The organism is Arthrobacter sulfonylureivorans (assembly GCF_022637435.1).
GTDB classification, from domain to species: domain Bacteria; phylum Actinomycetota; class Actinomycetes; order Actinomycetales; family Micrococcaceae; genus Crystallibacter; species Crystallibacter sulfonylureivorans.
The window spans coordinates 752,889-778,820 of sequence record NZ_CP093326.1; the positions used below are offsets into that span (position 1 = coordinate 752,889).

Below are 25,932 nucleotides of genomic sequence, written 5' to 3' on the forward strand. Positions count from 1 at the left end.
CTGAAACCATGGACGTTGACGGACAGGTGGAGCCGGACGGGTTCTGGACCCTGGTGGCAGAAGGTGAACAGCGCATCCGGGAGACTTTCCCCGAGCTGCCCTGCTTCACCCTTGCCCATTGGGACGGCCCCGTCATGGTGGGGGAATGGAATGAGGATAACGGCCCGCACGGGCTGCTGCATGGCGATCCCGGATTGGGCATGCCCCATGCCCAGGTCCTGACCACCGTGCACGGCGTGAACCAGAGCATCCGAACGATGCGGCTGGGAGCGGGCGCGACGGTGCCGGACAAGGACTCCTTCCGGCAGAAACTCAACGATTTGGAGCTCCAGGAACCGCGGATGGTGGGCATCGCCGTCGACGGTGACGAAGTGGAGTTTGCGCTCTGGCAGGAGGGCGGCAAATGGTGGGCCGGCGCCGAGCGTGACGGCTACGGCATCATGATCGAGGCGGCCGGGCTCGACCTGGACCAGATGGCGCTGCAGAGAGTGGAGAACATCGAACCGTACCTGGACGCGCGGCGCGTCTGGCTGCGGCAGGTGCGCGGCGAAGTCTAACAACGACGGCGGGTGGCCGGCTGTGAGCCGGCCATCCGCCGCCTTCTCATCCCAAGGTCGGGCTCCCACCCCTTGGGGGTCAAGGGGTGCTGGTCAGAGGTGGTTCATGCCTTCCACCAGCACGGAGCGCAGGATCTGTTCAATCTGGTCGAACTCGCGCTGGCCCACGGTCAGCGGCGGTGCCAGTTGGACCACGGGGTCGCCGCGGTCGTCGGCGCGGCAGTAGAGGCCGGCGTCGAACAGCGCGTTGGACAGGTAGCCGCGCAGCAGGTGCTCAGATTCTTCGTCGTTGAAGGTTTCCTTGGTGGCCTTGTCCTTGACCAGTTCGATTCCGTAGAAGTAGCCCTCGCCCCGGACATCGCCGACGATCGGCAGATCCAGCAGCTTTTCCAGGGTCCTGCGGAAGGCCGGGGCGTTCTCCTTGACGTGGTTGTTGAGGCCCTCGCGTTCGAAGATGTCCAGGTTGGCCATCGCGACGGCGGCGGAGACCGGATGCCCGCCGAAGGTGTAGCCGTGGTAGAACGTGGTGTCGCCGTGCTTGAACGGCTCGAACAGCCGGTCGGAGGCGATCATGGCACCGATCGGGGAGTAACCGCTGGTCATCCCCTTGGCGCAGGTGATCATGTCCGGCACGTAGTCGAAATCGGTGGAAGCGAACATGGAACCGATCCGGCCGAACGCGCAGATGACCTCGTCGGACACCAGCAGGACGTCGTACTCATCGCAGATTTCGCGCACCCGCTCGAAGTATCCGGGCGGCGGCGGGAAGCAGCCGCCGGAGTTCTGCACCGGTTCCAGGAACACCGCGGCCACGGTATCCGGACCCTCGAACTCAATGGCTTCGCCGATCCGGTCGGCAGCCCAGCGGCCGAACGCCTTCGGGTCTTCCAGACCCGCCGGTGCGCGGTACTGGTTGGTGTTGGGAACGCGGAAAGCGCCCGGGACCAGCGGTTCGAAGGGCGCCTTCATGTCCGGGATGCCGGTGATGGAGAGCGCGCCCTGAGGAGTGCCGTGGTAGGCGACGGCGCGGGAGATCACCTTGGTCTTGTTGGGTTTGCCCTGCAGCTTGAAGTATTGCTTGGCCAGCTTCCACGCCGATTCCACGGCTTCGCCGCCGCCGGTGGTGAAGAAGACACGGTTCAGGTCGCCCGGGGCATGGTGGGCAAGGCGCTCGGCCAGCTCGATGGCGGCCGGGTGGGCGTAGGACCAGAGCGGCATGAAGGCCAATTCCTTGGCCTGGCGGGCGGCGGCCTGGGCCAGTTCTTCGCGGCCGTGGCCCACCTGCACCACGAAGAGCCCGGCGAGGCCGTCAATGTACTCGCGGCCCTGGTCGTCGTAGATGAGGTGGCCTTCGCCGCGGGTGATCACCGGGACGTTGCCTCCGGCGGCCAGCGGCGCATGCCGGGCCATGTGCATCCACAAATGGTCGCGGGCGGCCTGCTGGCGGTCCGTTCCCATCGGAGTGGTGTAAGTCCGGCGCATCGGGGCGTCGGTGGTGGTCCCGGCCGGTGTGCCTTGGCCCGGAATGCTGGTGCTTGGCGATGCGGATGTTTGTGTCATCGGGTTCCCCAGTTGTATTCCTGCTTGCGCAGCGAGAGGTACATGAATGTTTCAGTGCTCAGGACGCCGGGAATGCCGCGGATCTGGTTAACCAGCCGCAGCAAATCCTGGTCGTTTTCGCAAATAACTTCGGCCAGAATGTCGAATGACCCGGCGGTGACCAGGCAGTAATCCACCTGGTCCAGTGCGGCGATCTTGTCCGACACCTCCAGTAGATCGGCGGCGGTCTTGATGCCCAGCATGGCCTGCCGGGCGAAGCCCAACTGCAGTGGGTTGGTCACCGCAACGATCTGCACGATGCCGGCATCGGTCAGCTTCTGCACGCGCTGCCGCACAGCCGCCTCGGAGAGTCCAATGGCCTTTCCGATGGCAGCGTAAGAGCGCCGGCCGTCTTCCTGTAATTGCTCGATGATGGCCTTGGAGACCTCGTCAACCGCAGCGCTGTGGGAATTGCCGTTGTGGCCGTGTCCGGCGCTGGGCAGCAAGGTCAAGCGTATCCACCTCCTGTGAAACGGATCTCCGCCATCGGCGGGATTGCTTGCTATTGAATCCGTTGTCTGCGGCTTGCGCAAGTAGTGGATTCGAAAAAATATGCAGCTGTAGCTATCGAAATACGAACTTCTTGAGGCTACTATCTGTTGTGAAGCGGGTCACAAACCTTTTCTGGTGCAGGCGGTCCGGCCCAACGGTGCATACTTCGCGGGTGCACTGGGCAGGGTCGGGGCAATCGCAACCCAGGGGGCGTGTCCTGCTTCGGATTCCGTCGTGTAACCAAAAATTTACAACTGAAACTATTGTCGGGTCCTCCGGTGTCTGCAAGTATCAACGCACCGAGTGAGGTCCAATCCGTCAACTGGGAGCATCAGATGCCGAAACGACTACCTGAAGACCCACGTCTGCGCGGCCTCATTGCTGCGCAGATGTCCCGCCGCAACGTGCTGATGGGGGCCGGGGGGCTAACCCTGGCCGGGCTGCTCGCTGCCTGCGGCACCGGCGGCACCGGAACCTCGACGAATACAGGCTCGGCGGGTGGACTGGCGCCGGCGGAAGACCTCTCGGACCAGGAAAAGGTAGTCAACTGGGCCAACTGGACTCTGTACCTGGACTATGACGACTCCACCCAGAAGTATCCGTCACTCGAGGCCTTCAGCAAGCAGAGCGGTATCCAAGCCAAGTACTCCGAGGATATTGACGGCAACGACACATACTTCGGCAAGATCCAGGGCCAGCTTGCCGCCGGGCAGGACATTGGGCAGGACATCATCACGCTGACCGACTGGATGGCAGCGCGCCTGATCCGGCTGGGGTACACGCAGGAACTGGACCACGCGAACATTCCGAACGCGGCCAATCTGTTGGAGACCCTGAAGAACGTGGACTTTGATCCCGGCCGGAAGAATTCCCTGACCTGGCAGTCCGGCTACGCAGGCATTGCCTGGAACAAGGAAGCCGTTCCGGGCGGCCTGAAGACCGTGGGCGACTTGTGGAAGCCGGAACTCAAGGGACGCGTAGAGGTACTGGACGAAATGCGCGACACCATGGGCCTGCTGATGATGGAGAACGGCGTGGACATCTCCGGCAGCTGGGGCGCCAACGAATACGACGCGGCGCTGGAGGTTCTGCAGAAGCAGATTTCCAGTGGACAGATCCGGCAGGTCAAGGGCAACTCCTACAAGGAAGACCTGATCTCCGGAGATGCCCTCGCGGTGATCTGCTGGTCCGGCGACATCACCCAGTTGAACTTCGAGGAAGGCGACAAATGGGAATTCGCCATTCCGGAAGCCGGCGGCACCCTGTGGTCGGACAACCTGATGGTGCCTATTGGATCGCCGCATAAGAAGAATGCGGAAGCCCTGATGGACTACTACTACGATCCGGTAAACGCAGCCACTGCCGCCGCCTATGTCAACTTCATCTGCCCGGTGGAGGGCGCTAAGGAGGCCATGGAGAAGATCGATCCGGAGCTGGTGGACAATCCGCTGATCTTCCCGACCGAGGAGGACCTGGCCAGAGTCAGCGTGTTCCGCAGCCTGGACGCCGATGAGGAAACCGACTTCAGCGACCGGTTCCAGCAGACGATTGGCAACTGATGACTCAGGCACCCCTGCGGACAGAGAATGCCAGCGCCGTCGGCGAGGAGAGCGGAGCGGACTTGGTGCTGGGAGCCATCACCAAGCGGTTCGGCGATTTCGTCGCGGTGGAGGACCTTGACCTGACCATCCCGGCAGGGAAGTTCTTTGCCCTGCTGGGGCCCTCCGGCTGCGGCAAGACCACAACGCTTCGCATGGTGGCCGGCCTGGAACAGCCCACCTCCGGGACCATCAGCATTGGCGGCAAGGACATCAGCAGGTCCGGCGCCCATCAGCGACCGGTTAACACGGTCTTCCAGAACTATGCGCTGTTCCCGCACATGAGCGTGCTGGACAACGTGTCCTTCGGGCTCCGGCGTCGTAAAGTCCGCGATGCGCGGGCACAAGCCGAGGCGGCGCTGGAGTTGGTCGAGTTGTCGCACCTGGCCGCGCGCCGGCCGGCCCAGCTCTCCGGCGGACAACAGCAGCGGGTGGCCTTGGCGCGCGCCATCGTCAACCACCCGGCCGTGCTGCTGCTGGATGAGCCGCTGGGCGCCCTGGACATGAAGCTGCGCCGGCAGATGCAGGTGGAACTGAAGAAGATCCAGACGGAGGTCGGCCTGACCTTCGTGCACGTCACCCACGACCAAGAGGAAGCTATGACCATGGCGGACACCGTGGCCGTCATGAACGCCGGCAAGGTGGAGCAGATGGGCGCACCGCGCGAACTGTACGAACTGCCGCGCACCGTCTTCGTGGCGAACTTCCTGGGCAAGTCCAACCTGGTTGCCGGCGACATTGTGGAGGACCGCGGCGACGCCGTCGTCGTCAATGCCAACGGGAACAGGCTGGCCGTGCTCAAGGAGCGCTCCACTGTGCAGCAGGGCAAGGCCCTGATCGGGATCCGGCCGGAAAAGCTGAGGATGATGTGGCCGCAGGACGCGCCGGCCGATGCGGCCAACGTCCTGCACGGCACGGTGCTGGACACCTCGTTCACCGGGGTCAGCACCGATTACCTGGTGGAGGTGCCAGGGATCGGTACCGTGGGCGTGTTCAGCCAGAACCACGGCCAGCAGTTGGCCCAGCCGGGCGACGGCGTGGTGCTCAATTGGGACACAGAGCACGCCTTCGGCCTGGACGGCGCCGAGGACGCGCAGTACGGGGCGCCAGAGGTTGACGACTGATGAGCGTTCAGGCCGCGGCGGACAAGACACCGGCGCCGGATAAGCAGCGCGGCGGCAGTGAGCGCGGCAGCGGCGAACTCAAGGAGGAGCGCCGCCGGGGGCGGATGGGGTACTGGCTGATCCTGCCGGGGTTCTTGTTCCTGCTGCTGTTCTTTGTGCTGCCCGTGTTCTCGCTGCTCGCGACGTCGCTCTATGCCAAGCCGCCGGGGGCGGACATCGGCCAGTTTGTGCCGGCGCTGGAGTTCAACAACTATGTGCGGATGTTGGGCAGCTACTGGCCGGAGCTGCTGCGTTCCTTCGGGTTCGCCCTGATCGCAACGGCCGCGGCGCTGGCGATCGGCTATCCGATGGCCTACCTGATTGCTGTCCGGCTGCGTCATCATGCGTTGCTGCGCGGCATCCTGCTGGTGCTGATCATCGCCCCGTTCTTCACCAGCTTCATCTTGCGCACGCAGGCCTGGAAGCAGATCCTCGCCGACGAGGGGCCGGTGGTTTCCGTGCTCCGCACGTTCGCTTTGCTGCCCGACGACGGACGGCTCACCGCCACCGCCTTCGCCGTGGTCTGCGGCCTGACCTACAACTTCCTGCCGTTCATGGCCCTGCCCATCTACGCGAACCTGGAACGCCTGGACATCCGCTTGATCGAGGCCGGAAACGATTTGTATGCCAGCGGCTTCACCACCTTCCGGACGGTGACGCTGCCGCTGTCGATGCCCGGCGTGATCGCCGGAACGCTGCTGACGTTCATTCCCGCTGCCGGCGACTACATCAACGCCGCTCTGCTGGGCAACAACCGGGACACCACCATGATTGGCCAGGTCGTGGACTCCAGATTCTTCCGGGTGGTCGACTATCCCGGGGCCTCGGCACTGTCCTTCGTGCTGATGCTGGCGATCCTCGCCCTGGTCTTCATCTACGTCCGCCGCTTCGGCACCAAAGAACTGCTGTAGGGGGAAACCACGGTGAAAAACTCTCTCGGCCGCTGGCTGGTCCCGGTGATCGGCGGACTGGCGTTCGTCTTCCTGCTGGTCCCGATCGCCTACGTCTTCGTGTTTTCCTTCAACGACGCCGGGCGAACCAACCTCACCTGGCGCGGCTTCACCTGGGACAACTGGCGCAACCCGTGCGGCGCTCCGGAAGTCTGCTCGGCCCTGGGCAACAGCCTGCAGATCGGCGCCACGGCGACGCTGATCGCCGTCGTCCTCGGAACGGCCATCGCCATTGGGCTGGTCCGCTACCGGTTCAAGTTCAATGCCACCGCCAACATGCTGATCTTCCTGCCGCTGGCAACCCCGGAGGTTGTCCTCGGCGCCTCGCTGCTGGCGCAGTTCCTGAATGTGGGCGCGGAACTGGGCAAGGGAACCATCATCATTGCGCACACCGTTTTCTGCATCTCGTTTGTGGTGGTCACGGTCAAGGCCCGGGTGGCCAGCCTCGACCCGAAACTGGAGGAGGCAGCGGCCGATCTGTACGCCTCGCCGATGCAGGCGTTCTGGCGGGTGACCTTCCCGCTGCTGCTGCCCGGAATCGTGGCGGCCGGCCTGCTGAGCTTCGCCATCAGCTTCGACGATTTCATCATCACCAACTTCAACTCCGGCAACGTGGATACCTTCCCGAAGTTCATCTACGTGGCCGCCACGCGCGGCATCCCTGCGCAGGCCAATGTGATCGGCTCCGCGATGTTCATCGTCGCGCTGCTGATCGTGATCGGCGGCCAGGTCCTGGCGCACCGCCGCCGCAAGATGCTGGCCGCTCGCTGACGCCCCCGCCGCCCGGCGTGCTGCCGGCCCGTTGCTAGGAGTACTTCATGATCGATCGGAACCGGCTGGCCGAGCTGTTCGACCGCGAGCGGCAGGACTTCGAAGCCAAGCACCCCCAGTCCAAAGCGCTGTACGACGGCGCCGCCCACCTCTTCGGCAAGGTCCCGATGACGTGGATGAACAAGAAGGCCGGCGGCTTCCCCATCTATCTGGAGCGCGCACGCGGCTGCCGGGTGTGGGACGTGGACGGCCTGGAGTACGTCGATTTCGCGCTGGGGGACACCGGCGCGATGGCCGGCCATTCCCCGCAGCCCACCGTCGACGCCATCATCCGGCGTGTTGCCGACGACGGCGGACTGGCCACCATGCTGCCGACTGCCGATGCAGAGTGGGTGGGCGCCGAGCTGGCGCGACGGTTCGGCGTGGAACGCTGGAGCTTCTCGCTCACCGCCACGGACGCCAACCGCTGGGCCATCCGGCTGGTCCGCGCGCTGACCGGCCGGGGCAAGATCCTGTTCAATCCGTACTGCTACCACGGGTCGGTGGATGAGTCGCTGATCGTGGCCCGGTCCGACGGCGAGGGGATGAGCCGCCCGGGCAATGTCGGGGCGCCCGTGGACGTCACGGAGACCAGCAGGGTGGCGGAGTTCAACGATCTCGCTGCCTTGGAACGGCAGCTTGCCCACGGCGACGTGGCAGCGGTGCTGATGGAGCCGGCACTGACCAACATCGGCATCGTGCTGCCCGAAACGGGCTATCTGCAGGGTGTGCGGGAGCTGACCCGCCGGCACGGGACGCTGCTGATCATCGACGAGACGCACACCTTCTCCGCCGGTCCCGGCGGGGCCACGGCGGCGTGGGGACTTGAGCCGGACATCGTGGTGATCGGGAAATCGATTGGCGGCGGCATTCCGTGCGGTGCCTACGGGCTTAGCGCCGAACTGGCCGAGCGGGCCCTGGGCCGGACCGACTTGGACCTGGTGGACATGGGCGGCGTCGGCGGCACATTGGCAGGAAACCCGCTGTCCGTGGCGGCCATGCGGGCCACACTGGAACACGTCTTGACGGACCAGGCCTTCGCAGCGATGATCGCCCGGGCCACGGAGTTCGCCGCCGGCGTGCAGAGAGTGATCGACTCCTATTCGCTGCCCTGGACGGTGTCCCAACTGGGCGCGCGTGCCGAATACCGATTTGCCAGCCCTGCACCCCGCAACGGCACCGAATCGGCGGCCAGCCACGACGGTGCGCTGGAAGATTACCTGCACCTGTATCTGGCCAACCGCGGCATCCTGCTCACCCCGTTCCACAACATGGCCCTGATGTGCCCGCAGACCACCAGCGCCGACGTCGAACGGCATCACGAGATTTTCGAAGAAGCCATCCGGGAGCTAACCAACCACTGACGCCGCACCGGGACGGCTGACGGCTTGGGACAATGGCTCCATGACGTTCGCCAAATCCGCCATCCTGTTTGTCCTGGCCGCCGTTGCCGAGATCGGCGGAGCGTGGCTGGTGTGGCAGGCCGTGCGCGAGGACCGGGCCTGGTGGTTTGCCGGCCTGGGCGTGATGGCACTGGGCCTGTACGGTTTCATTGCCGCGCAGCAGCCGGATGCCAACTTCGGCCGGGTGCTGGCCGCGTACGGCGGCGTGTTCATCGCGGGATCGCTGGCCTGGGCCATGCTGCTGGACGGTTTCCAACCGGACCGCTGGGACTACATCGGCGCCGGAATCGCACTCGCCGGCGTCGCGGTGATCATGTACGCCCCGCGCAGCGGCAGCTGACGGGCCGAGCCGGGCCGGAAGATTGGGTGAACCGGGCCGCGGCCGTTCTTTGTTAATCTGTTCCGGTGACATTTGCTAAGCGTTTTGTGGCCCTGGGGGATTCGTTCACCGAAGGGGTAGGGGACTACGACCCCACTTTGCCCAACGGCGTGCGCGGCTGGGCGGACCGGGTGGCCGAGCAGCTCATGCTGGCCGATTCCGGCTGGGGCTACGCCAACCTTGCCATCCGAGGCAAGAAGATTACCCAGGTTCTGGACGAACAGGTTGACGCCGCCGTCGCGCTCAAGCCGACCATGGTCACCCTCTACGCCGGCGGAAATGACATCCTGCGCCCGCGGGTGGACATCGACGCCCTGATGGCCGGCTACGAGGCCGGAGTGGCCAGGCTGGCTGCCACCGGCGCCGACGTCGTGCTGTTCACCGGCTTTGACAGCGTCGCCTCGGCGGTCTTCGGCAAGACCCGGGGCCGCACCGCCATCTACAACGAATGGGTGCGGGAGATTGCCGACCTGCACGGAGCGAAAATCGTTGACTACTGGCGGATGCGCGAGTTCCGCGACTGGCGTTACTGGGACGCCGACCGGCTGCACATGTCCACCGCGGGCCATACCTTGATGGCCAAAAAGGTGCTGGAACTGCTGCAGGCGGAGGACGTGATCGATCTGCCGGCACTGCCGGATCTGGCGGTGCTGTCCCGCCGCGCTGCCATGGTGGCCAATGTCCGCTGGGCGCGCGAGTACCTGGGCCCGTGGATCGGGCGGCGGCTGCGGGGCACCTCATCCGGTGATTCGCTCACGCCAAAATACCCCCAGTTGACCGGGCTCCACGCCACCGCCTGAACACAGGGCGGGCCGGACAAAGTTCCCGGCCAGCTGCTGAGGGTTGGCTGTCCTGTCTGGAAGCTGGGCGCGCGGAGTGCTTGGCTTGGACCATGGACGCAGATGCCCGGATCCAGCCAGCGAACCAACCCGAGTTCCACGACGATGAACCGCACGACGTCGCCGGTCTCGCCGCCCGTCTGAACTGGCTGCGCGCCGGTGTTCTCGGGGCGAACGACGGGATTGTTTCCGTTGCCGCGCTGGTAGTGGGCGTCGCGGGTGCCACCAGCGACTTCGGGACGCTGCTGACGGCGGGCCTGGCAGCGGTGATCGGCGGCGCCATCTCCATGGCCTTGGGCGAGTATGTCTCCGTTTCCAGCTCCAGCGACAGCCAGAAGGCGCTGATCGCCAAGGAAAAGCGGGAGCTGCAGGAACAGCCGGAAGAAGAGCTTGCCGAACTGGCCGCGCTCTACCAGGAACGCGGGCTGACGCCGGGGACGGCCATGCAGGTGGCCAAGGAGCTGACCGCACACGATGCGCTGGCGGCGCACCTGCATGCGGAGCTGAACATCCAGGACGACGACCTGGTCAGCCCGTGGCATGCGGCCTTCGCCTCCGCCATTGCCTTCCTGCTCGGTGCCGCCTTGCCCATGCTGGCCATGTTGCTGCCGCCCGCCGAGCTGCGGATCCCGATCACCTTCGCAGCGGTACTGGTGGCGCTCGCCGCCACCGGAGCGATCGGCGCCTGGCTGGGCGGCGCCAAGGTCTTCCGGGCCGCTTGCCGGGTGGTGATCGGCGGTGCACTCGCCCTGGTGGCCACCCTGCTGATCGGCACCTGGCTGGGCGGCACCGGGGTGGTTTAAGGCCAAATTCGGGCGGCTGGTGGCGCATTTCACAAAACTCGTGCGCTGCCGTCTTCAACAAGCGGCGTGAAGCACAGCCGCGTTCATCCCGAGATTCGCGCGGAATCTTGCGGGTAACCGGGCATCGCCGGAGTCGCAATTTCGGGCTCCGGCCGCGGGTGTCGGAGCCTGCCCAACGACTGCCGTCGGGGCGTGTTTTTCGAGGTCCCGGCTGGGAGAGAAGACGTCGCAGCCGGTAACGTCGTGTGCCTGCCCCGGCCGGAAGGCTCGGGGCTTACGACGCGTCACAAGCAAATGACCTCTATGAGAGAAGCCCAAATGCTGAAGGACAATCCGCCCGCCGCGCGAGAAAAAGCGCCAGATTTCCCTGCCGGAAAAAACACTGCCAAATCCTCCCCACGGCTGCCCCGACTACGCCGCCGGCGACTTCGCGTGGACGATGTCACCGTTGTCGAGCGGCCGATGCTGCGCCGTGCCGTCGGCGGAACAGTGGTGGGCAACGGCATGGAATGGTTCGACTTCGGTATCTATGGCTACTTGGCCGTCACCATGGGCCAGCTGTTCTTCGCCGGTGGTCAGGAGGGGGACGGGCTGCTGGGCAGCCTGGCCGTCTTTGCTGCCAGTTTCGTAGTCCGGCCGCTCGGTGGGTTGTACTTCGGTCGCCTGGGCGACCGCATTGGCCGGCAGAAAACGCTGGCACTGACCATGATCGCCATGGCTGCCTCCACCTTCGCCATCGGCCTGCTGCCGACGTATTTGGCCGTGGGCGGATGGGCCACCGTGCTGCTGGTGCTGTGCCGCCTGGTGCAGGGCTTTTCCACGGGCGGCGAGTACGCCGGCGCCACCACGTTCGTGAGCGAATACGCCCCGGACAAGCGCCGCGGGTTCCTGGCCAGCCTGCTGGATACGGGCAGCTATCTGGGCTTCGCCCTCGGTGCCGCCGTGGTGTCCGGGTTGCAGATCCTGCTGGGAAGCGACGCGATGCTGGAGTGGGGTTGGCGCCTGCCGTTCCTGCTGGCCGGCCCGCTGGGACTGGTGGGGCTGTACTTCCGGCTGAAGATCGAAGAATCGCCGGCTTTCCAGGCTGCCCAGGACGCGCAGGAAGGCAAGACCAAGGCAGCCGTCGGGGACGGACCCAAGAGCTACCGCCAGATCATCACCGGATCCTGGCGCCCGATCCTGCTGGCCATGCTGGTGGTGGCCGCCGCCAACACGGTGGGCTATACCTTGACCTCGTACATGCCCACGTACCTGCAGGACACCATGGGCTACGACGCGTTCCAGGGGACGCTGCTGACCATCCCGGTTCTGGTGCTGCTCTCGGCCGCCATTCCCTTCGCCGGAAAGCTGTCGGACAAGGTCGGCCGCCGCCCGGTGCTGATGACCGGTTCCGCCATCACCTTGGTGCTCGGTGTGCCCGCCTTCATGCTGATTGGCATCGGAGAAATCTGGGCCACCCTGCTGGGCCTGGCGATCCTGGGCTGCGCCACCGCCTTCTACGTTTCCATCCTGGCGTCGGCGCTGCCGGCCATGTTCCCCACCGCCAGCCGCTATGGCTCGATGGGCATTGCCTACAACTTTGCGGTGGCGATCTTCGGCGGCACCACCCCGCTGATCACCCAGGCGCTGATCGACGCCACCGGGAACAAGCTGATGCCGGCGTACTACCTGGTGGCCATGTCCTTGCTGGGCCTGGTGGCCATCTGGCGGATGCCGGAAAGCTCCTGCCGGCCGATGCCTGGTTCGATGCCGTCGGTGGATACCCAGGCCGAGGCCCGTGAGCTGGTCGCGGGGCAGGACGGAAACCCGCTGCTCGGTCCGGAGCACATGCCGCTGGAGCGAATTCTGGAACCGGGCATGGGGCTGGATGAGCGCGGGGCCAAGGAGCCCGCCCGGGTATGACCCGGGAACCCGGACACCCCTAGTACAAGAGAATGGCCGGCAGGTGCGTCCTGCCGGCCATTTCCGCGGCTAACAGTTGAAGGATCAAGTTTTGTGGCAGAATGGAGGCATGACTTCTGCACGCTGGCTCGATCCCGAAGAACGCCAGGCCTGGCTGGCTTTGCTGGCGGTGTCCACTCTGTTGCCCGGCACGCTTGACGCCCCGCTGTACCGCGAAGGCAAGCTGACGCTGTTTGATTACCATGTCCTGGCCATGCTGTCCGAGGCGCCTGACCGCTCGCTGCCGATGAGTGAGCTGGCCTCGCGGACTTATTCCTCGCTGTCCAGGCTGTCGCATGTGGTCAAGAAGCTCCAGGGACGCGGCTGGGTCGAGCGGGCCCAGTGCGCCAACGATGCCCGGGTCACCATGGCGCTGCTCACGGAGGCGGGGATGGAAGCGATCCAGTCCCTGGCGCCGGGGCATGTCGAAGCCGTCCGCCAGGCGGTTTTCGATGGACTGGACCGCCGGGATGTGCAGGACCTGGAGCGGATCGGCAAGAAGATTGTGCAGCAGTTGGAGCCCGGCAGCTGGGTGCTGCGCGAGCCTCGATTGAATGCCTGAGGCGCCCCTTCGCCGCCGAGGGGGCCGCCGCCGTCGTTGGTCGTAGTGCCTCACGTCAATATGCTCGCGAAACGTTCTCTGCGTGCCTCACCTAATCTGCTCACGAAACGCGGTTCCTGAAGGCGAGTGTTTTGGTTTTGGCTGCCTTGATGAGTTCTTGCTGGAGTCTAACGATGTTCCGCGTCAGCCCGGCAGGATTGGTGTTCCTGCGCAGGTCTTCGATCTGTGCGATCTTCTGCGCGGAGAGGACGCCGCTGTCGATGACGCGTTGGAAGGGTGTCTTCGGGGCATCGTAAGTGCGCGTGCTCCGCCCGGATCTGGTGGTGCGCCAGCCGTTGGCCTTCTTGGTCGGCAGGAACAGGTTCTTGCGCAGGTTCACGTAGCCCCAGAGCTCGTTGAGCAGGCTCAGTTCCGCCGGGGTGTCGTAGCGGTAGCGGAAGGCGCTCTTGCGGACGATGTCGCCGTTCTTCTGCTCGACGTGGGCGTTGTCGTTGGACTCATGCGGGCGGGACCGGGTCATGAACAAGGTCCGTTCGGCAGCCCAGCCGACCAGGGCGTGGTTGATGAACTCGCCGCCGTTGTCGCAGTCCAGTCCGGCCATTGGGTACGGCAACCGCTTCGCGACGGTGGTCATGGCCTGAACGACCCATTTATGCGCCCGGTTCTTGATCGCGATGTTCTCGGTCCAGCCGGTGAACACATCGGTCGCGGTCAGGGTGTAGGCGAACTCGCCTTCCAGCGAATGCCCGCAGTGGGCCACCAGATCGATTTCCAGGAAACCGGGGCGCTGTTCCATCTCGTCCAGAGCCTGGCGCACAGGTATCTCCGAACGCAGGAGCGGACCGGGCCTGGTTGATGAAACAGCGTCGGGATACCGGGCGTCCTTGGCCGGCTTCAGCAACCGGTCGATGGTCGCCGCGCTCATGGCCACCAGCTGTCCACGCACATGATCGTTCAGGCGGTCTTCGACCGGTTTCAGCTCGCCGAAACGTTCCAAGGACTCGAGCATGTCAGCCATGATCGGCGCCAGGTATTTGCCGCACGGCTCGCCGGAGAGCGTCCAGACCAGCTGCAGGACTTTCAGGGTGTCGTAGCCGTAGGTCCGCGGTCTGGGCTTCCGCTTCACCGCCGAAGCAGGTCCTTTCCGTTTCCCGGCCGCTTTCAGCTGGCGCCTGGCGTTGGCGCGGGACCAGCCCATCGTCGCGGCGAGCTCGTCAAGGATCCGTCCCTTCTCCTTTTTCGACGCCCGGTCATACTCCCGGGCCTTCTGCTTCGTGATCTCCCGCTTCGTCGCCATCGACAATCCCTGACCCATCCGCCATGGTCCCAGCCGCCCGCCGCTCGGCCCCAGACTTTCGCGAGCATTTCCCAAATGAGGCACGCGCCCCGTTTCGCGAGCACATTAGATGAGTCTCGTCGTTGGTTTGATCCAAACGGCTGCTGCCCCTAAGATGGAAAGGCGTTAAGTCACGCAGCATCGGCACCCCCTTGCCAAGGTAAGGCGGTGCGGGCATTGCGTGGCGTCCGTGTTTACCTAGAAATGAGGATCGCGGATAGGCCGTTCTTCCCCCGGGAAGATGTGGTTTATTTGCACCTGACTTCACCGTCTTCCCCGCGGCGAGGCACTTCGGCTGGATCTCACCCCGCCAGGTTCACCTCCGGAAAGTCGCAGTAATAACGGTGTCACAACTGGTGGCGGGCGCTCTTACACGCAGATTCGCAGGCCGCTTTACTTCGTCTCTGCGTCAGGTCCGTCATATTTACTACAACTGGAGGAGAGATCATGGCAGCACACTGCCAGGTGACCGGAGCCGAGCCCGGCTTTGGCCACAGCATTTCGCACTCGCACCGCCGCAACAAGCGCCGGTTCGACCCGAACATTCAGAAGAAGCGCTACTGGGTTCCGTCCCTGCGCCGCAATGTCACGCTGCAGGTTTCGGCCCGCGGCATCAAGACCATTGACGTCCGCGGCATTGACGCAGTCGTCACCGAGCTCCTCGCGAAGGGTGTGAAGCTCTAGTGGCAAAGGACAAGGACGTACGTCCCATCATCAAGCTGAAATCCACCGCTGGCACCGGCTTCACCTACGTGACCCGGAAGAACCGTCGTAACGACCCGGACCGCATTGTCCTGAAGAAGTACGACCCGGTCATCCGCAAGCACGTTGAATTCCGAGAGGAGCGCTAAACATGGCCAAGAAGTCCAAGATTGCTCGCAATGAGCAGCGCAAGGTCGTTGTCGAGCGTTACGCCGCGAAGCGTGCCGAGCTGAAGAAGACCTTGGTCGACGCCAACGCGACCGACGAGGCCCGCGAAGAGGCCCGCCTGGGCCTGCAGAAGCTGCCCCGCAACGCTTCTCCGGTCCGCGTCCGCAACCGCGACCAGATCGACGGCCGCCCCCGCGGCACGCTCCAGAAGTTCGGCATCTCCCGCGTGCGGTTCCGTACCATGGCGCACAACGGCGAACTGCCGGGCATCAAGAAGTCCAGCTGGTAAAAACCTGCTGGCTTCATCATGAAGCTGCTTGAAGGGCGGCGGTCCCAGTCCGGGACCGCCGCCCTTTTTCATGCCCGAAAGTCGCCATCGGAGCACGCTCAGGACGTCCGGGAGCACCCTCGGGGACGCTCAAAATCACGACGGCGATGCCCGCCCCGCTGCGGGGGAACGGCGCCGCCCGCGCGGCGCGCGGAGGGCGCACATCATATGCTCTGGGCGGAAAAAGCGGGCCTCCCGGGGCAGAATCGGCTCAAATTCCGGGTAATTCGCTAAAAATTCCGCCAGATTCCGCGGATTTTGCCGGATCTGGGTGGCCAAGCTGGTAAGTTTTCGCACAGTAGCTTTCCGCAGCCGCGGAAGCTCTGACCAAACCAAAGCAGTCCAGGAGGACAAAAATTGGCTATCAACCGCAGTGAACTTGTTGCAGCTGTTGCAGAGAAGGCTGGCACCAGCCAGACCGCAGTGAACGGTGTCCTGGACGCTGTCTTCGACATCTTCGCAACCTCCGTCTCCAAGGGCGAGAAGATCACCATCCCGGGCTGGCTGGCAGTCGAGCGCACCGACCGTGCCGCCCGCACCGGCCGTAACCCGCAGACCGGCGAATCCATCCAGATTCCGGCCGGCCACAGCGTCAAGCTGACCGCTGGTTCCAAGCTGAAGGCTGCTGTCTCCAAGAAGTAGTCCACACCCTTACTTCCGCAGGACCGTCACCGGCAACCGGTGGCGGTCCTGCTGTTTAACCCCTTGGCTTCTACGGGCGGTAAAATAGAGGCCGGGTGTGCGCCGTATTGCGCCGCATCCGAAGAATTATCAGGACGGAGGACTGAGGGCATGGTCCAGCGGGAAGGTCGGCTGCTGCGCGGCTGGCTGGGCGCTGCCGTAGCCACTTCCCTCGCCTCGCTCTCGCACCTGTCCGGCGGCGGGCACGTCCCCGAGCCGACCGTCTGGCTTCTGGCCTTTGCCCTCGCCGGGTTGGTCTGCGTCGGATTGGCCGGCAAGTCGCTGTCCTGGACACGTCTGCTGGCCGCGGTGGGAATCAGCCAAGCGATCTACCATCTGCTCTTCCAGTTGGGCCACGCCGCGCCTGCCGGCGTCCCGGCGGCGGTCGGCCATGCGGGCCATCACCCAGCCCTGCTGCCGGCCTCGCTGGTCCCCGAAGTATCTGCCCAGACGGCCACGGCCGCGACCGGTGCCATGCTGGTGGCCCATCTGGCTGCTGCTGCCGCCACTGTGCTGCTGCTGCGCCGAGGCGAGCATGCTGCGGCCGCGCTGGCCGGAACAGTGGCCCTGGCCGCGCCCCGCAGGCTGAGCAGTTGGCGCCCGATTCCCCGGGTTCGGCTGGCCGTCCCGGTGAAACTGCTGAACCAGCCCTTCGCGGCCTTGGGCATCCCGCTCCTGTCCTTGCGGCACCGGGGGCCGCCGTTGCATCACGCTTTCTGACCCGCGCACTGCGCATCCACCGACGAAAGAACGTGATGAACCACCACCTGAACATCCCTGCCCCTGTGCGTGTCAGCACCGACCGGTCTTCGGTCTCCCGGCGACGCCAGGAGGAAGTCCTCCGTGTTGCCCGGCAAGCGATGGCCCGCCGGCTGCTCGCGGCTGCCCTGATCGCCATGCTGCTCTGGTTGGCCTTGGCGCTGGCGCTGGCGCGCCCGGCCGCCGCCCACGACGAACTGATCAGTTCGACACCTGAGAACGGGGCCGTCCTCAACACCCTGCCGGCGGAGGTCACGCTCAAATTCAGCGCGAACGTGATGGACATCGGCGCAACCACCCAGGTGCTGGACGACGAGGGTACCGATTGGGCAGCCGGAGCGCCGGTACTGAGCGGCAGCCAGGTCAGCATTCCGCTGCGGGAGGGTATGCCGGACGGTGGCTACCAGCTGGGCTGGCGCGTGGTTTCCAGTGACGGCCACCCGATCGAGGGCACGCTGAAGTTCTCGGTGGCGGCGTCGAGCCCCGCAGCGTCCTCCCCGGCCGACGGCGCCGACAACACCTCGGAGGCAGCCGGAGAAGATGATGGTCCCAGCAGCACCGGACTCTTCGTCGCGCTGGGCGCCGGCGCACTGGCCATCGCCGCAGGGCTGGCCGCGTTTGTGATCAGCAAGCGTGGCGGAGGCACGGACGCTCGTGGCTGAGCGATTGGCTCCACCGGCTAAACAACGTCCCGCGGCGATCACTGCCGACGGGATCGGCAGGGGATGGGTCCTGGCCGGAGCCGTTGTTTTGGTCCTGGCACTGGTGGCCGCCCTGCTCTATTCCGGGTCTGCTGCCGCCCGGCAGCTGTCCGATCCCGGCGCCCTGACCCGCTGGGCGCTGCCGGTGGCCAAGGCCGCCAACAACACGGCGCTGTCCGTGGTCATCGCTTCGCTGCTGTTCGCCGTCGGGATCTTGCCCAAGCAACTGCGTCCCAACCGCAGGCCCGGCAGAGGCGAGGACGGACCCGAGCACCCGGCGTTCACGGCGGCGCTGAGGCTGGCCGCGGTTGCGGCGGTGGTCTGGACGCTGGCCGCGATGGCCGTGCTGGTCTTCAGCTTCTCCGACATCGCCGGCCTGCCGGTCAGCGGGGATGCCAGCTACACCGCCGGCTTCGTGGGATTCATGACGGATATCGGCACCGGCCAGGCGTGGCTAACCATCACCATCGTGGCCGCCATTGTTGCCACGCTCATCTTAGGAATCCGCTCGCTTCCGGGGCTGGGCATGACGCTGGCGCTGGCCACCATCGGCGGATTGCTGCCGATGGCCCTGATTGGGCACTCCGCCGGCGGCGACGACCACTACGGAGCCGTCAACTCGATCGGCCTGCACCTGCTGGGCGCCTGCCTCTGGGTGGGCGGCATCATTGTGCTCGCGGTCATTTCCGGAACGTTGGGCACCAAGGACATCACCGGACAGGTGCTGCGCCGCTACTCCTCGCTGGCGCTGATCAGCTTCTTCCTGGTCTTCTTCTCCGGCATCATCAACGCGTCGATCCGGATCACCTCGCTGGACCAGCTCTCCAGCCCCTACGGCGTGCTGGTGGTGATCAAGGCCCTGGCCACGCTGCTGCTGGGCGCGATCGGCTTCATGCACCGGCAGTGGATCATCCCCGAGCTGGGCACCAAGTCCGGCAAGCGGGTCCTGTGGCAGCTCATCACGGTGGAACTGCTGGTTATGGCGGCCGTGTTCGGGATCGCCACGGCGCTGGCGCGCACGGCGCCGCCCACGCCGGAAGAATTACCGGTGGACGCGTCCCCGGCCCGCATCCTGACCGGGTACGACCTGCCGCCCGAACTCGTGAGCGGCAGTTGGTTGACCGTCTGGCGCTGGGACTGGCTGTGGGTCACCTTCGCCTTGGTCGCCGGCATTGCCTACCTGGTGGCCGCGGTGAGGCTGCACCGCCGCGGCGACCGCTGGCCGGTGGCGAGGACCGTCAGCTGGATTGTGGGCTTGCTGGCCCTCACCTACGTCACCTCCGGGGCTCCGGCTGTTTACGGGATGGTGCTCTTCAGCGCGCACATGCTCGACCACATGGCGCTGACCATGGTGGTGCCGCTGTTCCTGGTCCTGGGCTCGCCGATCACGCTGGCGCTGAAGGCGCTGCCGCCCCGCGGGGACGGGAGCAAGGGCCTGCGCGAATGGATCCTCTGGCTGGTGCATTCGAAATACTCGCAGGTGATCACGCACCCGCTCTTTGCCGCGGCGAACTTTGCCGGCTCGATCATCATCTTCTATTACTCACCGCTGTTCCGGTTTGCGTTGGACGAACACACCGGCCACGAGCTGATGAACCTGCACTTCCTCCTGACCGGCTATATCTTCATCCTCACGATGATCGGCCAGGACCCGCTGCCGCGGCGCGCCCCGTATCCCATGCGGCTGTTGATCCTCTTCGCCACCATGGCGTTCCACGCCTTCTTCGGCGTGGCCCTGACCAGCTCGACGGCCCTGATCCAGGCCTCCTGGTTCGGCAGCATGGGGCGTGAGTGGGGCCTGTCGGCCATGGACGACCAGCAAGTCGGCGGAGCCATCATGTGGGGCGTCGGTGAAATACCAACCCTCTGCGTCGCCGTCGGGGTGGCGATCATGTGGTCGAGCTCAGACGCCAGGGAAACAAAGCGTAAAGATCGTTCAGCCGAAAGGAATAACGACGCCGAGCTGGCAGCTTATAACGATATGTTTGCCAAGATGGCCCGGCAGGACGAACGCATGGTCCCGCCCGGGGCCGTCAGGCCGGCCGCCGGTCACCGCGCGTCCGGGGGCAACCAAGACGCACCGAAAACCACCAACGGGCAGGAGCCCGCTCCGGACCCGGATAACGCCGGCCGGACCCAAGGAGAATCCAGATGACTGAGGCAGCCGAGACCATCCGCACTAACTACCGGGTCCGTGGTTCCGACCTCGTGGGCCGCAACTGGCTCAACACCGGCGGCAAGCAGCTGGGATTGGATGACCTCCGCGGCAAAATCGTGCTGTTGGATTTCTGGACCTTCTGCTGCATCAACTGCCTGCACGTGCTGGACGAGCTGCGGCCGCTGGAAGCGAAGTACAAGGACGTGCTGGTCACGGTCGGCGTGCATTCGCCCAAGTTCGAGCATGAAGCGGACCCGGTGGCGCTGGCCGCGGCCGTGGAGCGCTACGAGATCCAGCATCCGGTGCTGGACGACCCGGAGTTGGACACGTGGCAGGCCTACGCCGCCCGGGCGTGGCCGACGCTGGTGGTTGTCGACCCGGAGGGCTACATTGTGGCGCACCTGTCCGGCGAGGGGCACGCCGGCGGCCTGGAGTCGCTGGTGCAGGAACTGGTGGCCGAGCACGAAGCCAAGGGCACGCTGCACCGCGGCGACGGCCCCTATGTCCCCGCGGAGACCACCGCCGGCGACCTGCGCTTCCCGGGCAAGGTCATCCCGCTGCCGGACGGAGTCGGGTCCCAGGGCGGATCTTTCCTGGTGACTGACACCGGACACCACCGGCTGGTGGAACTCGCGGCTGACCTGTCGACGGTGCTCGCGACCTACGGCTCCGGCGACAAGGGCTGGCAGGACGGACCTGCCGGCGAGGCCAAGTTCAACGAACCCCAGGGCCTGGCCCTGCTGCCGGAAGAGATCCGCACGCAGGCGGGCTACGACGTCGTGATTGCAGACTCCGTGAACCATCGGCTGCGCGGGCTGTCGCTGGCCACCGGCCAGGTGACCACGGTGGCTGGGAACGGCGTGCAGCGCCTGCTGGACGCCGACACGCAGCGGACTGGCCCGGGGATGGAGCAAGCGGGTCCCGGATCGGTCGCGGACGAAGCCCCATCCGGCGAGGCCCTGGAAGAGGAGCTGGCCGAAGCCATCGCTTCCAACTGGGCCCAGTTGGCTGCCGATCCGCTCGCCGTCTCGCTCAGTTCGCCTTGGGATGTCTATTGGTCGACGCGGCTGAACGCTGTGGTGATCGCCATGGCCGGCGTGCACCAGATCTTCACCCTTGATCCGGTCTCCGGCAAGGTGGCCATCTTGGCCGGCAGCGGCCTGGAGGGCCTGCAGGACGGGGACGCCACCGTGGCCTGGTTCGCCCAGTCCTCCGGACTCGCCGGTGACGCGGCCGGCAATATCTGGGTTGCGGATTCGGAAACGTCGGCGCTGCGCAAGATCTCCTTCGTGGACGTCAACGGCGAAAACCGGGTGCAGGTGTCCACCGCCATCGGCGCCGGTCTCTTCGACTTTGGCTTCCGCGACGGCGCGGCCGCCGAGGCGCGGCTGCAGCATCCTTTGGGTGTGGCGGTCTTGCCGGACGGGTCCGTGGCGGTAGCCGACACCTACAACGGTGCGGTGCGCCGCTACGATCCGGCCACGGAGACCGTCTCCACGCTGGCGCGGGGCCTGGCCGAGCCGTCCGACGTGCTGCTGGACACCTCGGCCGTGGCCGACGGCGGCGAACCGCTGCTGCTGGTGGTCGAGGCGAACAAGCACCAGCTCATCCGGCTGCCCATCCCCAAGGAAGCGCTGACCGTGGACGAGGGCGCCTCGCAGACGCAGCGGCCCAAGACCGAAGTATCGGCCGGTCCGCTGGCGCTGACCGTCCGCTTCGCCGCCCCCAAGGGCCAGAAGCTGGACGACCGCTGGGGCGATCCCACGCAGTTGAAGATCTCCTCCTCGCCGGAGAACCTGCTGGTCTCCGGCGGCGGCACCTCGGTGGGCTTGCTGCGCGACCTGGTGCTGTCCGACGAAGTCACCGAAGGCGTCCTGCACATCACCGCCCGGGCGGCGGCGTGCGACGGCGAGCCCGGCGGCGAGATCCCGGACCACGCCGCCTGCCACCTGTATCAGCAGGACTGGGGCATCCCGGTAGTCATCGGCTCGGGCACCGGAGACCTGACGCTGGACCTGCGCGGGCTGGACTAAACCAACCGCAGCACATAAGTGCCGGGGCGGACAGGAATCCCTGTACGCCCCGGCACTTATGTGCGGGCCGAGCTGCTAGTACTCCACCACGGGGGTCAGGGTTACATGTCCGTCATTGACGGACAACTGGCCGGTGAAATCGAACGCCTGCTTCAGCTCGCGTTTCACGGAGGCGCCGGTGAACAAGTCAATTTCCACCACGTTCAGCTTCACCACCCCGCTCAGCGGGCTGATTACCCAGCTGCCCTTGAACGGCTCCACCTTGACCTCGGGATACTCCACGATCGACCAGTCGATGGTGTTGTCCTGGACCCTCTCCATCGATGCGCTGAACGGGCAGCCGGAGGGCTGCAGCACGCGCTGCTCCGCACACGAGTCAAGGAAGGCATTGACCTGGCCGCTCAGGTCGTCCACCAGCTTGGGCGTGGCCTCCGTTGCCAGCGAGAGCCGCGCGTCCTGGGCGTTCTGCGGGCCGGTCAGGACGGATTCGACCACCGGCGCGGCGAAGTAGTCGCTGGCATAGTGGGCCTCGAAGCTGCCGGGGTAGAACACGGCGAAGGAACTCTTGCCCTCCGGCAGGGCCACTCGGGTGCCGTTCAGCGAGGCCTCGTTACCATTGACCACGTCCACGCTGATGGTGGGCAGCGTGCTTGGCACGAAGGACCACTGGTTGAAGAAGAGCCACGTGGTGCCGGTCTTTTCCAGGGTGAAGGTTGTGCTGTGGGCAACGCCGTCGACCGTGTAGCTGACCGGCTGGTCCACCCTGTTGTCGCCCGCCGGAACCGGATCCTGGATTTCCAGGTTGTCGAGCGTGTCCACGGAGGCTTTGAGCGCGGCGCCGTCAAGCATGGCGGCATTGGCGTCGGGCACGGTGGCGTGGAGCAAACCGAGCGCGGTCCCGCCGTCGCCGTCTTCCAGAGCATTGAAGTAGGCCTTGACCTGGTGCTGCGGACTGAACACGAACGCATTGACCAGCACAATAGTCAGCGCGGCAGCGGCCACGGCAAGCATCAAGCACAGCAGCCACGTGGCTACGGTCCTCAGTACTTTTGAATTTCCCACCAACCCTACGTTACCCGCTGGCGGGACGGTTGCCGGGATCGGCATGAGGCAGGTTGCAGCGCGGACGACGGCGGGGCGCCCCCTACCAGTGCCGACGACGGGGATGCGCCTCCTATCAGCGCCGGCGGCGCCGCCTGGTCCCGAACAGGCCGCGCATCAGTTCACGCCCCAGGGCCGAGGCGGTTTGCAACGCAAAATCCTTCAGGTCGTCGTTGTTGGCACTGCCCTGCTGCGGAGATTCCGTCCGGGACGAAGGCGTTTTGCCCGGCCGGGACTGCCGCGGTGGTGCTTCGTCCGGCAGCGGGGCGGGCGCGGGTGCCTGGCTGTCCGGTGCCGGCGGGGTCGGTCCGGCCGGACGTGTGGACGGACGGCCGAGGATGGTTTCTTCAATACGGCGGGCCTCGGCGTCCATGTCCGCCGGGGTCGGAGGGGTGGTTGACTGCGGGGGCGAGCCGTCCGCCGTCGTGCTAGCCGGCACCGGGGCGCCGGTGAGTTTCTCGAACGCCGAGCGGCTGTCCACCATCGGCCCGTACACCGGCAGCAACGACGAACCGTCCACAATGGCCTGCACGGTGGCAGCAGGGGAGGGGCCCATGGTGGAGCCGGGGGAGCAGAGCCGGGTCCAGGCCACCGGCGTCGGGGCACCCTTCTCATTCATCACGGTCACTACCGCTTCGCCAATCCCCGCGCTGGTCAGCACTTCCTCCAAGTCGTAGTCGCTGACCGGGAAGGTGGAGACGGTGGACTTCAGCGCCTTGGCGTCCTCGGGGGTGAAGGCGCGGAGCGCGTGCTGCACGCGGTTGGCCAGTTGGCCCAGCACGTCCGCCGGAACATCGCGCGGTGTCTGGGTGACAAAGAAGATCCCCACGCCCTTGGAGCGGATCAGCCGCACGGTGCTGGCGATCGACTGCAGGAACGCCTTGGACGCGTCGCGGAACAGCAGATGCGCCTCGTCCAGGAAAAACACCAGTTTGGGTTGTTCCGCGTCCCCGACCTCCGGCAATTCCGCAAACAGGTCGGCGATCAGCCACATCATGAAGGTGGAGAACAGCAGCGGGCGCTGTTGCAGCGAGGACAGCTCCAGGCAGGAGACGATGCCGCGGCCGTCGCCGGCAGTACGCAGCAGCTCGGCGGTGTCGAACTCGTTCTCGCCGAAGAACGTGTCCATGCCCTGGGCCTCCAAGGACACCAGTTCACGCAGGATCACTCCGGCCGTGGCCTTGGACAGTCCGCCCAGGTTCTCGAGGGCCTCTTTGCCGTCGTCGGAGACCAGGAACTGGATCACGGCCCGCAGGTCCGCCAGATTGTAGAGCTCCAGGTCGTTCTTGTCCGCGTAGTAGAAGACCAGCTGCAGGCTTGATTCCTGCGTCTCGTTCAGTTCCATCACCCGGGACAGCAGCAGCGGGCCGAAGTCGGAGATCCGGGCGCGGACGGGGACACCGGCGCCGTCACCGCCCAACGAAAAGTACTCCACCGGGTAGGCGGACGGCTTCCAGTCCTGCCCGACGCTTGCCGTCCGCTCGGCGAGCTTGGTGCTCCCGGCCGACGGGGTGGAGAGGCCGGTCAGGTCGCCCTTGATGTCCGCCAGGAACACCGGGACGCCGTGCGCCGAAAGCTGCTCGGCGACGACCTGGAGCGTGATCGTCTTGCCCGTGCCGGTGGCACCGGAGATCAGGCCGTGCCGGTTCATCATGGACAGCGGCAGCCGTACCGCCGCCTCCGGATGCACTTGGCCGTCCACCAGTGCTGCGCCCAGATGGATGGACACCCCGTCAAAGCTGTAACCCTGCCGGATTGCTGCCACATGTTCTGCCGGAGTCCGCACCATGGCAGCAGCGTAGACCACGCCGGTTGTTAGCCATAGACCCGGCCGCGCCGGTCTCTGCCATAATCAGCGCATGGAACTGGCACCGGAGGACCTCAGGCATCTGCGCCGCTGCGTGGAACTGGCTCGTGAAGCCTTGGACGACGGCGATGAGCCGTTCGGCTCGGTGCTGGTCGACGCGCACGGCAGCGTGGTGTTCGAGGACCGCAACCGGGTCAAGGACGGGGACCAGACCCGGCATCCGGAGTTCGAGATCGCCCGCTGGGCGGCCGGCAACCTACCACCCGGGGAACGGCTGAGTGCGACCGTTTACACCTCCGGTGAGCACTGCCCGATGTGTTCGGCCGCGCACGCTTGGGTGGGGCTGGGCCGGATCGTCTACGCTGCGTCGTCGGAACAGCTGGGCCGTTGGCTGGCGGAATGGGGCATCGGACCGGCACCGGTTGCCGCGCTGCCTATCCAGACGGTGGCGCCGGGGATCGAGGTCGACGGACCGTCCGCCGAACTGGCGGACGAGGTCCGTGGGCTGCACCAGCGGTTCCACCGGCGCTGAACGGCCTGCCGGCTGGGGCCGGGGAGGCTACTTAACCGCGTAGGGCGGCCGCATCAGCCCTTCGATCACTGACTCAGCGGGGTCGGAGCCCAGCTCGACGATCTTGTTGTCCGCGTCCACATGCACCACGGAGGGAACGAAGGACCGCGCCTCGGCGTCGGTCATGTCGGCGTAAGTGATCAGGATGACCAGGTCGCCTTCATGCATCAGGTGCGCGGCGGCGCCGTTGATACCGACGACCCCCGAACCGCGTTCACCGGCGATGGTGTAGGTCTCCAGTCGGGATCCGTTGGTGATATCCACAATGGACACCAGCTCGCCGGGAAGAATGTCGGCAGCGTCCAGCAGGTCGAGGTCCACGGTCACGGACCCGACGTAATGCAGATCGGCGTGCGTCACCGTCGCACGGTGGATCTTGGACTTGAACATTTTGCGCATCATCGGGTCCAAGTTTAGTCCCCCTCCGGCCGTTGGTGAAACGCATCCGGTTCTGGTTTGCCGGTAGCGCCGCGACTAGGGTAAAGCCACCA

Annotated in this window: 26 protein-coding genes; 20 read left to right on the forward strand and 6 right to left on the reverse strand. The window is 65.7% G+C overall.

Features of this window, described 5'->3' with window-relative positions; genetic code table 11:
- The first annotated feature begins 8 nt into the window (after positions 1-8).
- Entirely contained in the window at positions 9-557 is a 549-nt protein-coding gene (locus tag MNQ99_RS03655) for a hypothetical protein (RefSeq protein WP_241914493.1), read from the forward strand.
- A gap of 93 nt (positions 558-650) precedes the next feature.
- Here MNQ99_RS03655 and MNQ99_RS03660 read toward each other — a convergent pair whose 3' ends face one another.
- On the reverse strand, positions 651-2,039 hold the full coding sequence (locus tag MNQ99_RS03660) for an aspartate aminotransferase family protein (protein WP_241915256.1): 1,389 nt from the start codon (positions 2,037-2,039) through the stop codon (positions 651-653).
- Positions 2,040-2,113: 74 nt separating this feature from the next.
- A complete protein-coding gene (locus tag MNQ99_RS03665; protein ID WP_422387488.1) occupies positions 2,114-2,608 on the reverse strand; it encodes an Lrp/AsnC family transcriptional regulator in 495 nt (164 codons plus the stop codon).
- A gap of 375 nt (positions 2,609-2,983) precedes the next feature.
- Between MNQ99_RS03665 and MNQ99_RS03670 the strand changes: the two genes are divergently transcribed.
- The 10 genes from MNQ99_RS03670 (at position 2,984) to MNQ99_RS03715 (ending at position 13,096) form a co-directional block, all read left to right on the forward strand.
- Entirely contained in the window at positions 2,984-4,207 is a 1,224-nt protein-coding gene (locus MNQ99_RS03670) for an ABC transporter substrate-binding protein (protein ID WP_127513000.1), read from the forward strand.
- On the forward strand, positions 4,207-5,370 hold the full coding sequence (locus MNQ99_RS03675) for an ABC transporter ATP-binding protein (protein ID WP_241914494.1): 1,164 nt from the start codon (positions 4,207-4,209) through the stop codon (positions 5,368-5,370). The genes MNQ99_RS03670 and MNQ99_RS03675 overlap by 1 nt, the downstream gene beginning before the upstream one ends.
- On the forward strand, positions 5,370-6,320 hold the full coding sequence (locus tag MNQ99_RS03680; RefSeq protein ID WP_241914495.1) for an ABC transporter permease: 951 nt from the start codon (positions 5,370-5,372) through the stop codon (positions 6,318-6,320). The genes MNQ99_RS03675 and MNQ99_RS03680 overlap by 1 nt, the downstream gene beginning before the upstream one ends.
- Positions 6,321-6,332: 12 nt before the next feature.
- Positions 6,333-7,130 (forward strand): ABC transporter permease, encoded by a 798-nt coding sequence (locus MNQ99_RS03685; RefSeq protein WP_127512997.1) that lies wholly within the window; start codon positions 6,333-6,335, stop codon positions 7,128-7,130.
- Between the two features lie 47 nt (positions 7,131-7,177).
- Positions 7,178-8,533, forward strand: a complete 1,356-nt coding sequence (locus tag MNQ99_RS03690) for a transaminase (RefSeq protein ID WP_241914496.1) — start codon at positions 7,178-7,180, stop codon at positions 8,531-8,533.
- A gap of 40 nt (positions 8,534-8,573) precedes the next feature.
- A complete protein-coding gene (locus MNQ99_RS03695) occupies positions 8,574-8,912 on the forward strand; it encodes a YnfA family protein (protein ID WP_127512995.1) in 339 nt (112 codons plus the stop codon).
- Between the two features lie 65 nt (positions 8,913-8,977).
- Positions 8,978-9,751 carry an SGNH/GDSL hydrolase family protein gene (locus MNQ99_RS03700; protein WP_127512994.1) on the forward strand — a complete coding sequence of 258 codons (774 nt, stop codon included), beginning with the start codon at positions 8,978-8,980 and terminating at the stop codon, positions 9,749-9,751.
- 92 nt (positions 9,752-9,843) lie between these two features.
- Complete coding sequence (locus MNQ99_RS03705) at positions 9,844-10,593, forward strand: VIT1/CCC1 transporter family protein (protein ID WP_241914497.1); 750 nt, start codon at positions 9,844-9,846, stop codon at positions 10,591-10,593.
- 303 nt (positions 10,594-10,896) lie between these two features.
- Complete coding sequence (locus MNQ99_RS03710) at positions 10,897-12,495, forward strand: MFS transporter (RefSeq protein WP_422387489.1); 1,599 nt, start codon at positions 10,897-10,899, stop codon at positions 12,493-12,495.
- 109 nt (positions 12,496-12,604) lie between these two features.
- A complete protein-coding gene (locus MNQ99_RS03715) occupies positions 12,605-13,096 on the forward strand; it encodes a MarR family winged helix-turn-helix transcriptional regulator (protein WP_241914498.1) in 492 nt (163 codons plus the stop codon).
- A 100-nt stretch (positions 13,097-13,196) separates the two neighbouring features.
- Here the strand turns inward: MNQ99_RS03715 and MNQ99_RS03720 are convergent, their stop codons facing one another.
- On the reverse strand, positions 13,197-14,393 hold the full coding sequence (locus MNQ99_RS03720) for an integrase catalytic domain-containing protein (protein ID WP_241913632.1): 1,197 nt from the start codon (positions 14,391-14,393) through the stop codon (positions 13,197-13,199).
- 486 nt (positions 14,394-14,879) lie between these two features.
- Here MNQ99_RS03720 and rpmB point away from each other — a divergent pair, with 486 nt between their 5' ends.
- From rpmB to MNQ99_RS03760, 8 genes are all read left to right on the forward strand, one after another.
- Complete coding sequence (gene rpmB, locus MNQ99_RS03725) at positions 14,880-15,116, forward strand: 50S ribosomal protein L28 (protein ID WP_127512990.1); 237 nt, start codon at positions 14,880-14,882, stop codon at positions 15,114-15,116.
- A complete protein-coding gene (gene rpmG / locus MNQ99_RS03730) occupies positions 15,116-15,283 on the forward strand; it encodes a 50S ribosomal protein L33 (protein ID WP_127512989.1) in 168 nt (55 codons plus the stop codon). Before rpmB ends, rpmG begins: the two co-directional genes overlap by 1 nt.
- A 2-nt stretch (positions 15,284-15,285) precedes the next feature.
- Positions 15,286-15,591, forward strand: coding sequence for a 30S ribosomal protein S14 (gene rpsN, locus MNQ99_RS03735; RefSeq protein WP_127512988.1), 306 nt, complete (start codon positions 15,286-15,288; stop codon positions 15,589-15,591).
- A gap of 396 nt (positions 15,592-15,987) precedes the next feature.
- A complete protein-coding gene (locus MNQ99_RS03740; RefSeq protein ID WP_127512987.1) occupies positions 15,988-16,272 on the forward strand; it encodes an HU family DNA-binding protein in 285 nt (94 codons plus the stop codon).
- Positions 16,273-16,422: 150 nt separating this feature from the next.
- Entirely contained in the window at positions 16,423-17,031 is a 609-nt protein-coding gene (locus tag MNQ99_RS03745) for a hypothetical protein (protein WP_241914499.1), read from the forward strand.
- Positions 17,032-17,066: 35 nt separating this feature from the next.
- Positions 17,067-17,732 carry a copper resistance CopC family protein gene (locus tag MNQ99_RS03750; RefSeq protein WP_241914500.1) on the forward strand — a complete coding sequence of 222 codons (666 nt, stop codon included), beginning with the start codon at positions 17,067-17,069 and terminating at the stop codon, positions 17,730-17,732.
- Positions 17,725-19,926 (forward strand): bifunctional copper resistance protein CopD/cytochrome c oxidase assembly protein, encoded by a 2,202-nt coding sequence (locus tag MNQ99_RS03755; RefSeq protein WP_241914501.1) that lies wholly within the window; start codon positions 17,725-17,727, stop codon positions 19,924-19,926. Before MNQ99_RS03750 ends, MNQ99_RS03755 begins: the two co-directional genes overlap by 8 nt.
- The gene (locus MNQ99_RS03760) at positions 19,923-21,962 is read left to right on the forward strand and encodes an NHL domain-containing thioredoxin family protein (RefSeq protein ID WP_241914502.1); all 2,040 of its coding nucleotides are present in this window, start codon (positions 19,923-19,925) and stop codon (positions 21,960-21,962) included. The genes MNQ99_RS03755 and MNQ99_RS03760 overlap by 4 nt, the downstream gene beginning before the upstream one ends.
- Positions 21,963-22,037: 75 nt before the next feature.
- On the opposite strand, the gene MNQ99_RS03765 is transcribed toward MNQ99_RS03760, so the two are convergent.
- Together MNQ99_RS03765 and MNQ99_RS03770 are read right to left on the reverse strand one after the other, a co-directional pair.
- Positions 22,038-23,024, reverse strand: a complete 987-nt coding sequence (locus tag MNQ99_RS03765; protein WP_241914503.1) for a hypothetical protein — start codon at positions 23,022-23,024, stop codon at positions 22,038-22,040.
- A 115-nt stretch (positions 23,025-23,139) separates the two neighbouring features.
- The gene (locus MNQ99_RS03770; protein ID WP_241914504.1) at positions 23,140-24,852 is read right to left on the reverse strand and encodes a helicase HerA-like domain-containing protein; all 1,713 of its coding nucleotides are present in this window, start codon (positions 24,850-24,852) and stop codon (positions 23,140-23,142) included.
- A gap of 70 nt (positions 24,853-24,922) precedes the next feature.
- Between MNQ99_RS03770 and MNQ99_RS03775 the strand changes: the two genes are divergently transcribed.
- On the forward strand, positions 24,923-25,402 hold the full coding sequence (locus tag MNQ99_RS03775) for a nucleoside deaminase (RefSeq protein WP_241914505.1): 480 nt from the start codon (positions 24,923-24,925) through the stop codon (positions 25,400-25,402).
- A gap of 27 nt (positions 25,403-25,429) precedes the next feature.
- Here the strand turns inward: MNQ99_RS03775 and panD are convergent, their stop codons facing one another.
- Positions 25,430-25,843 carry an aspartate 1-decarboxylase gene (gene panD / locus MNQ99_RS03780; RefSeq protein ID WP_241914506.1) on the reverse strand — a complete coding sequence of 138 codons (414 nt, stop codon included), beginning with the start codon at positions 25,841-25,843 and terminating at the stop codon, positions 25,430-25,432.
- Between the last annotated feature and the right edge of the window lie 89 nt (positions 25,844-25,932).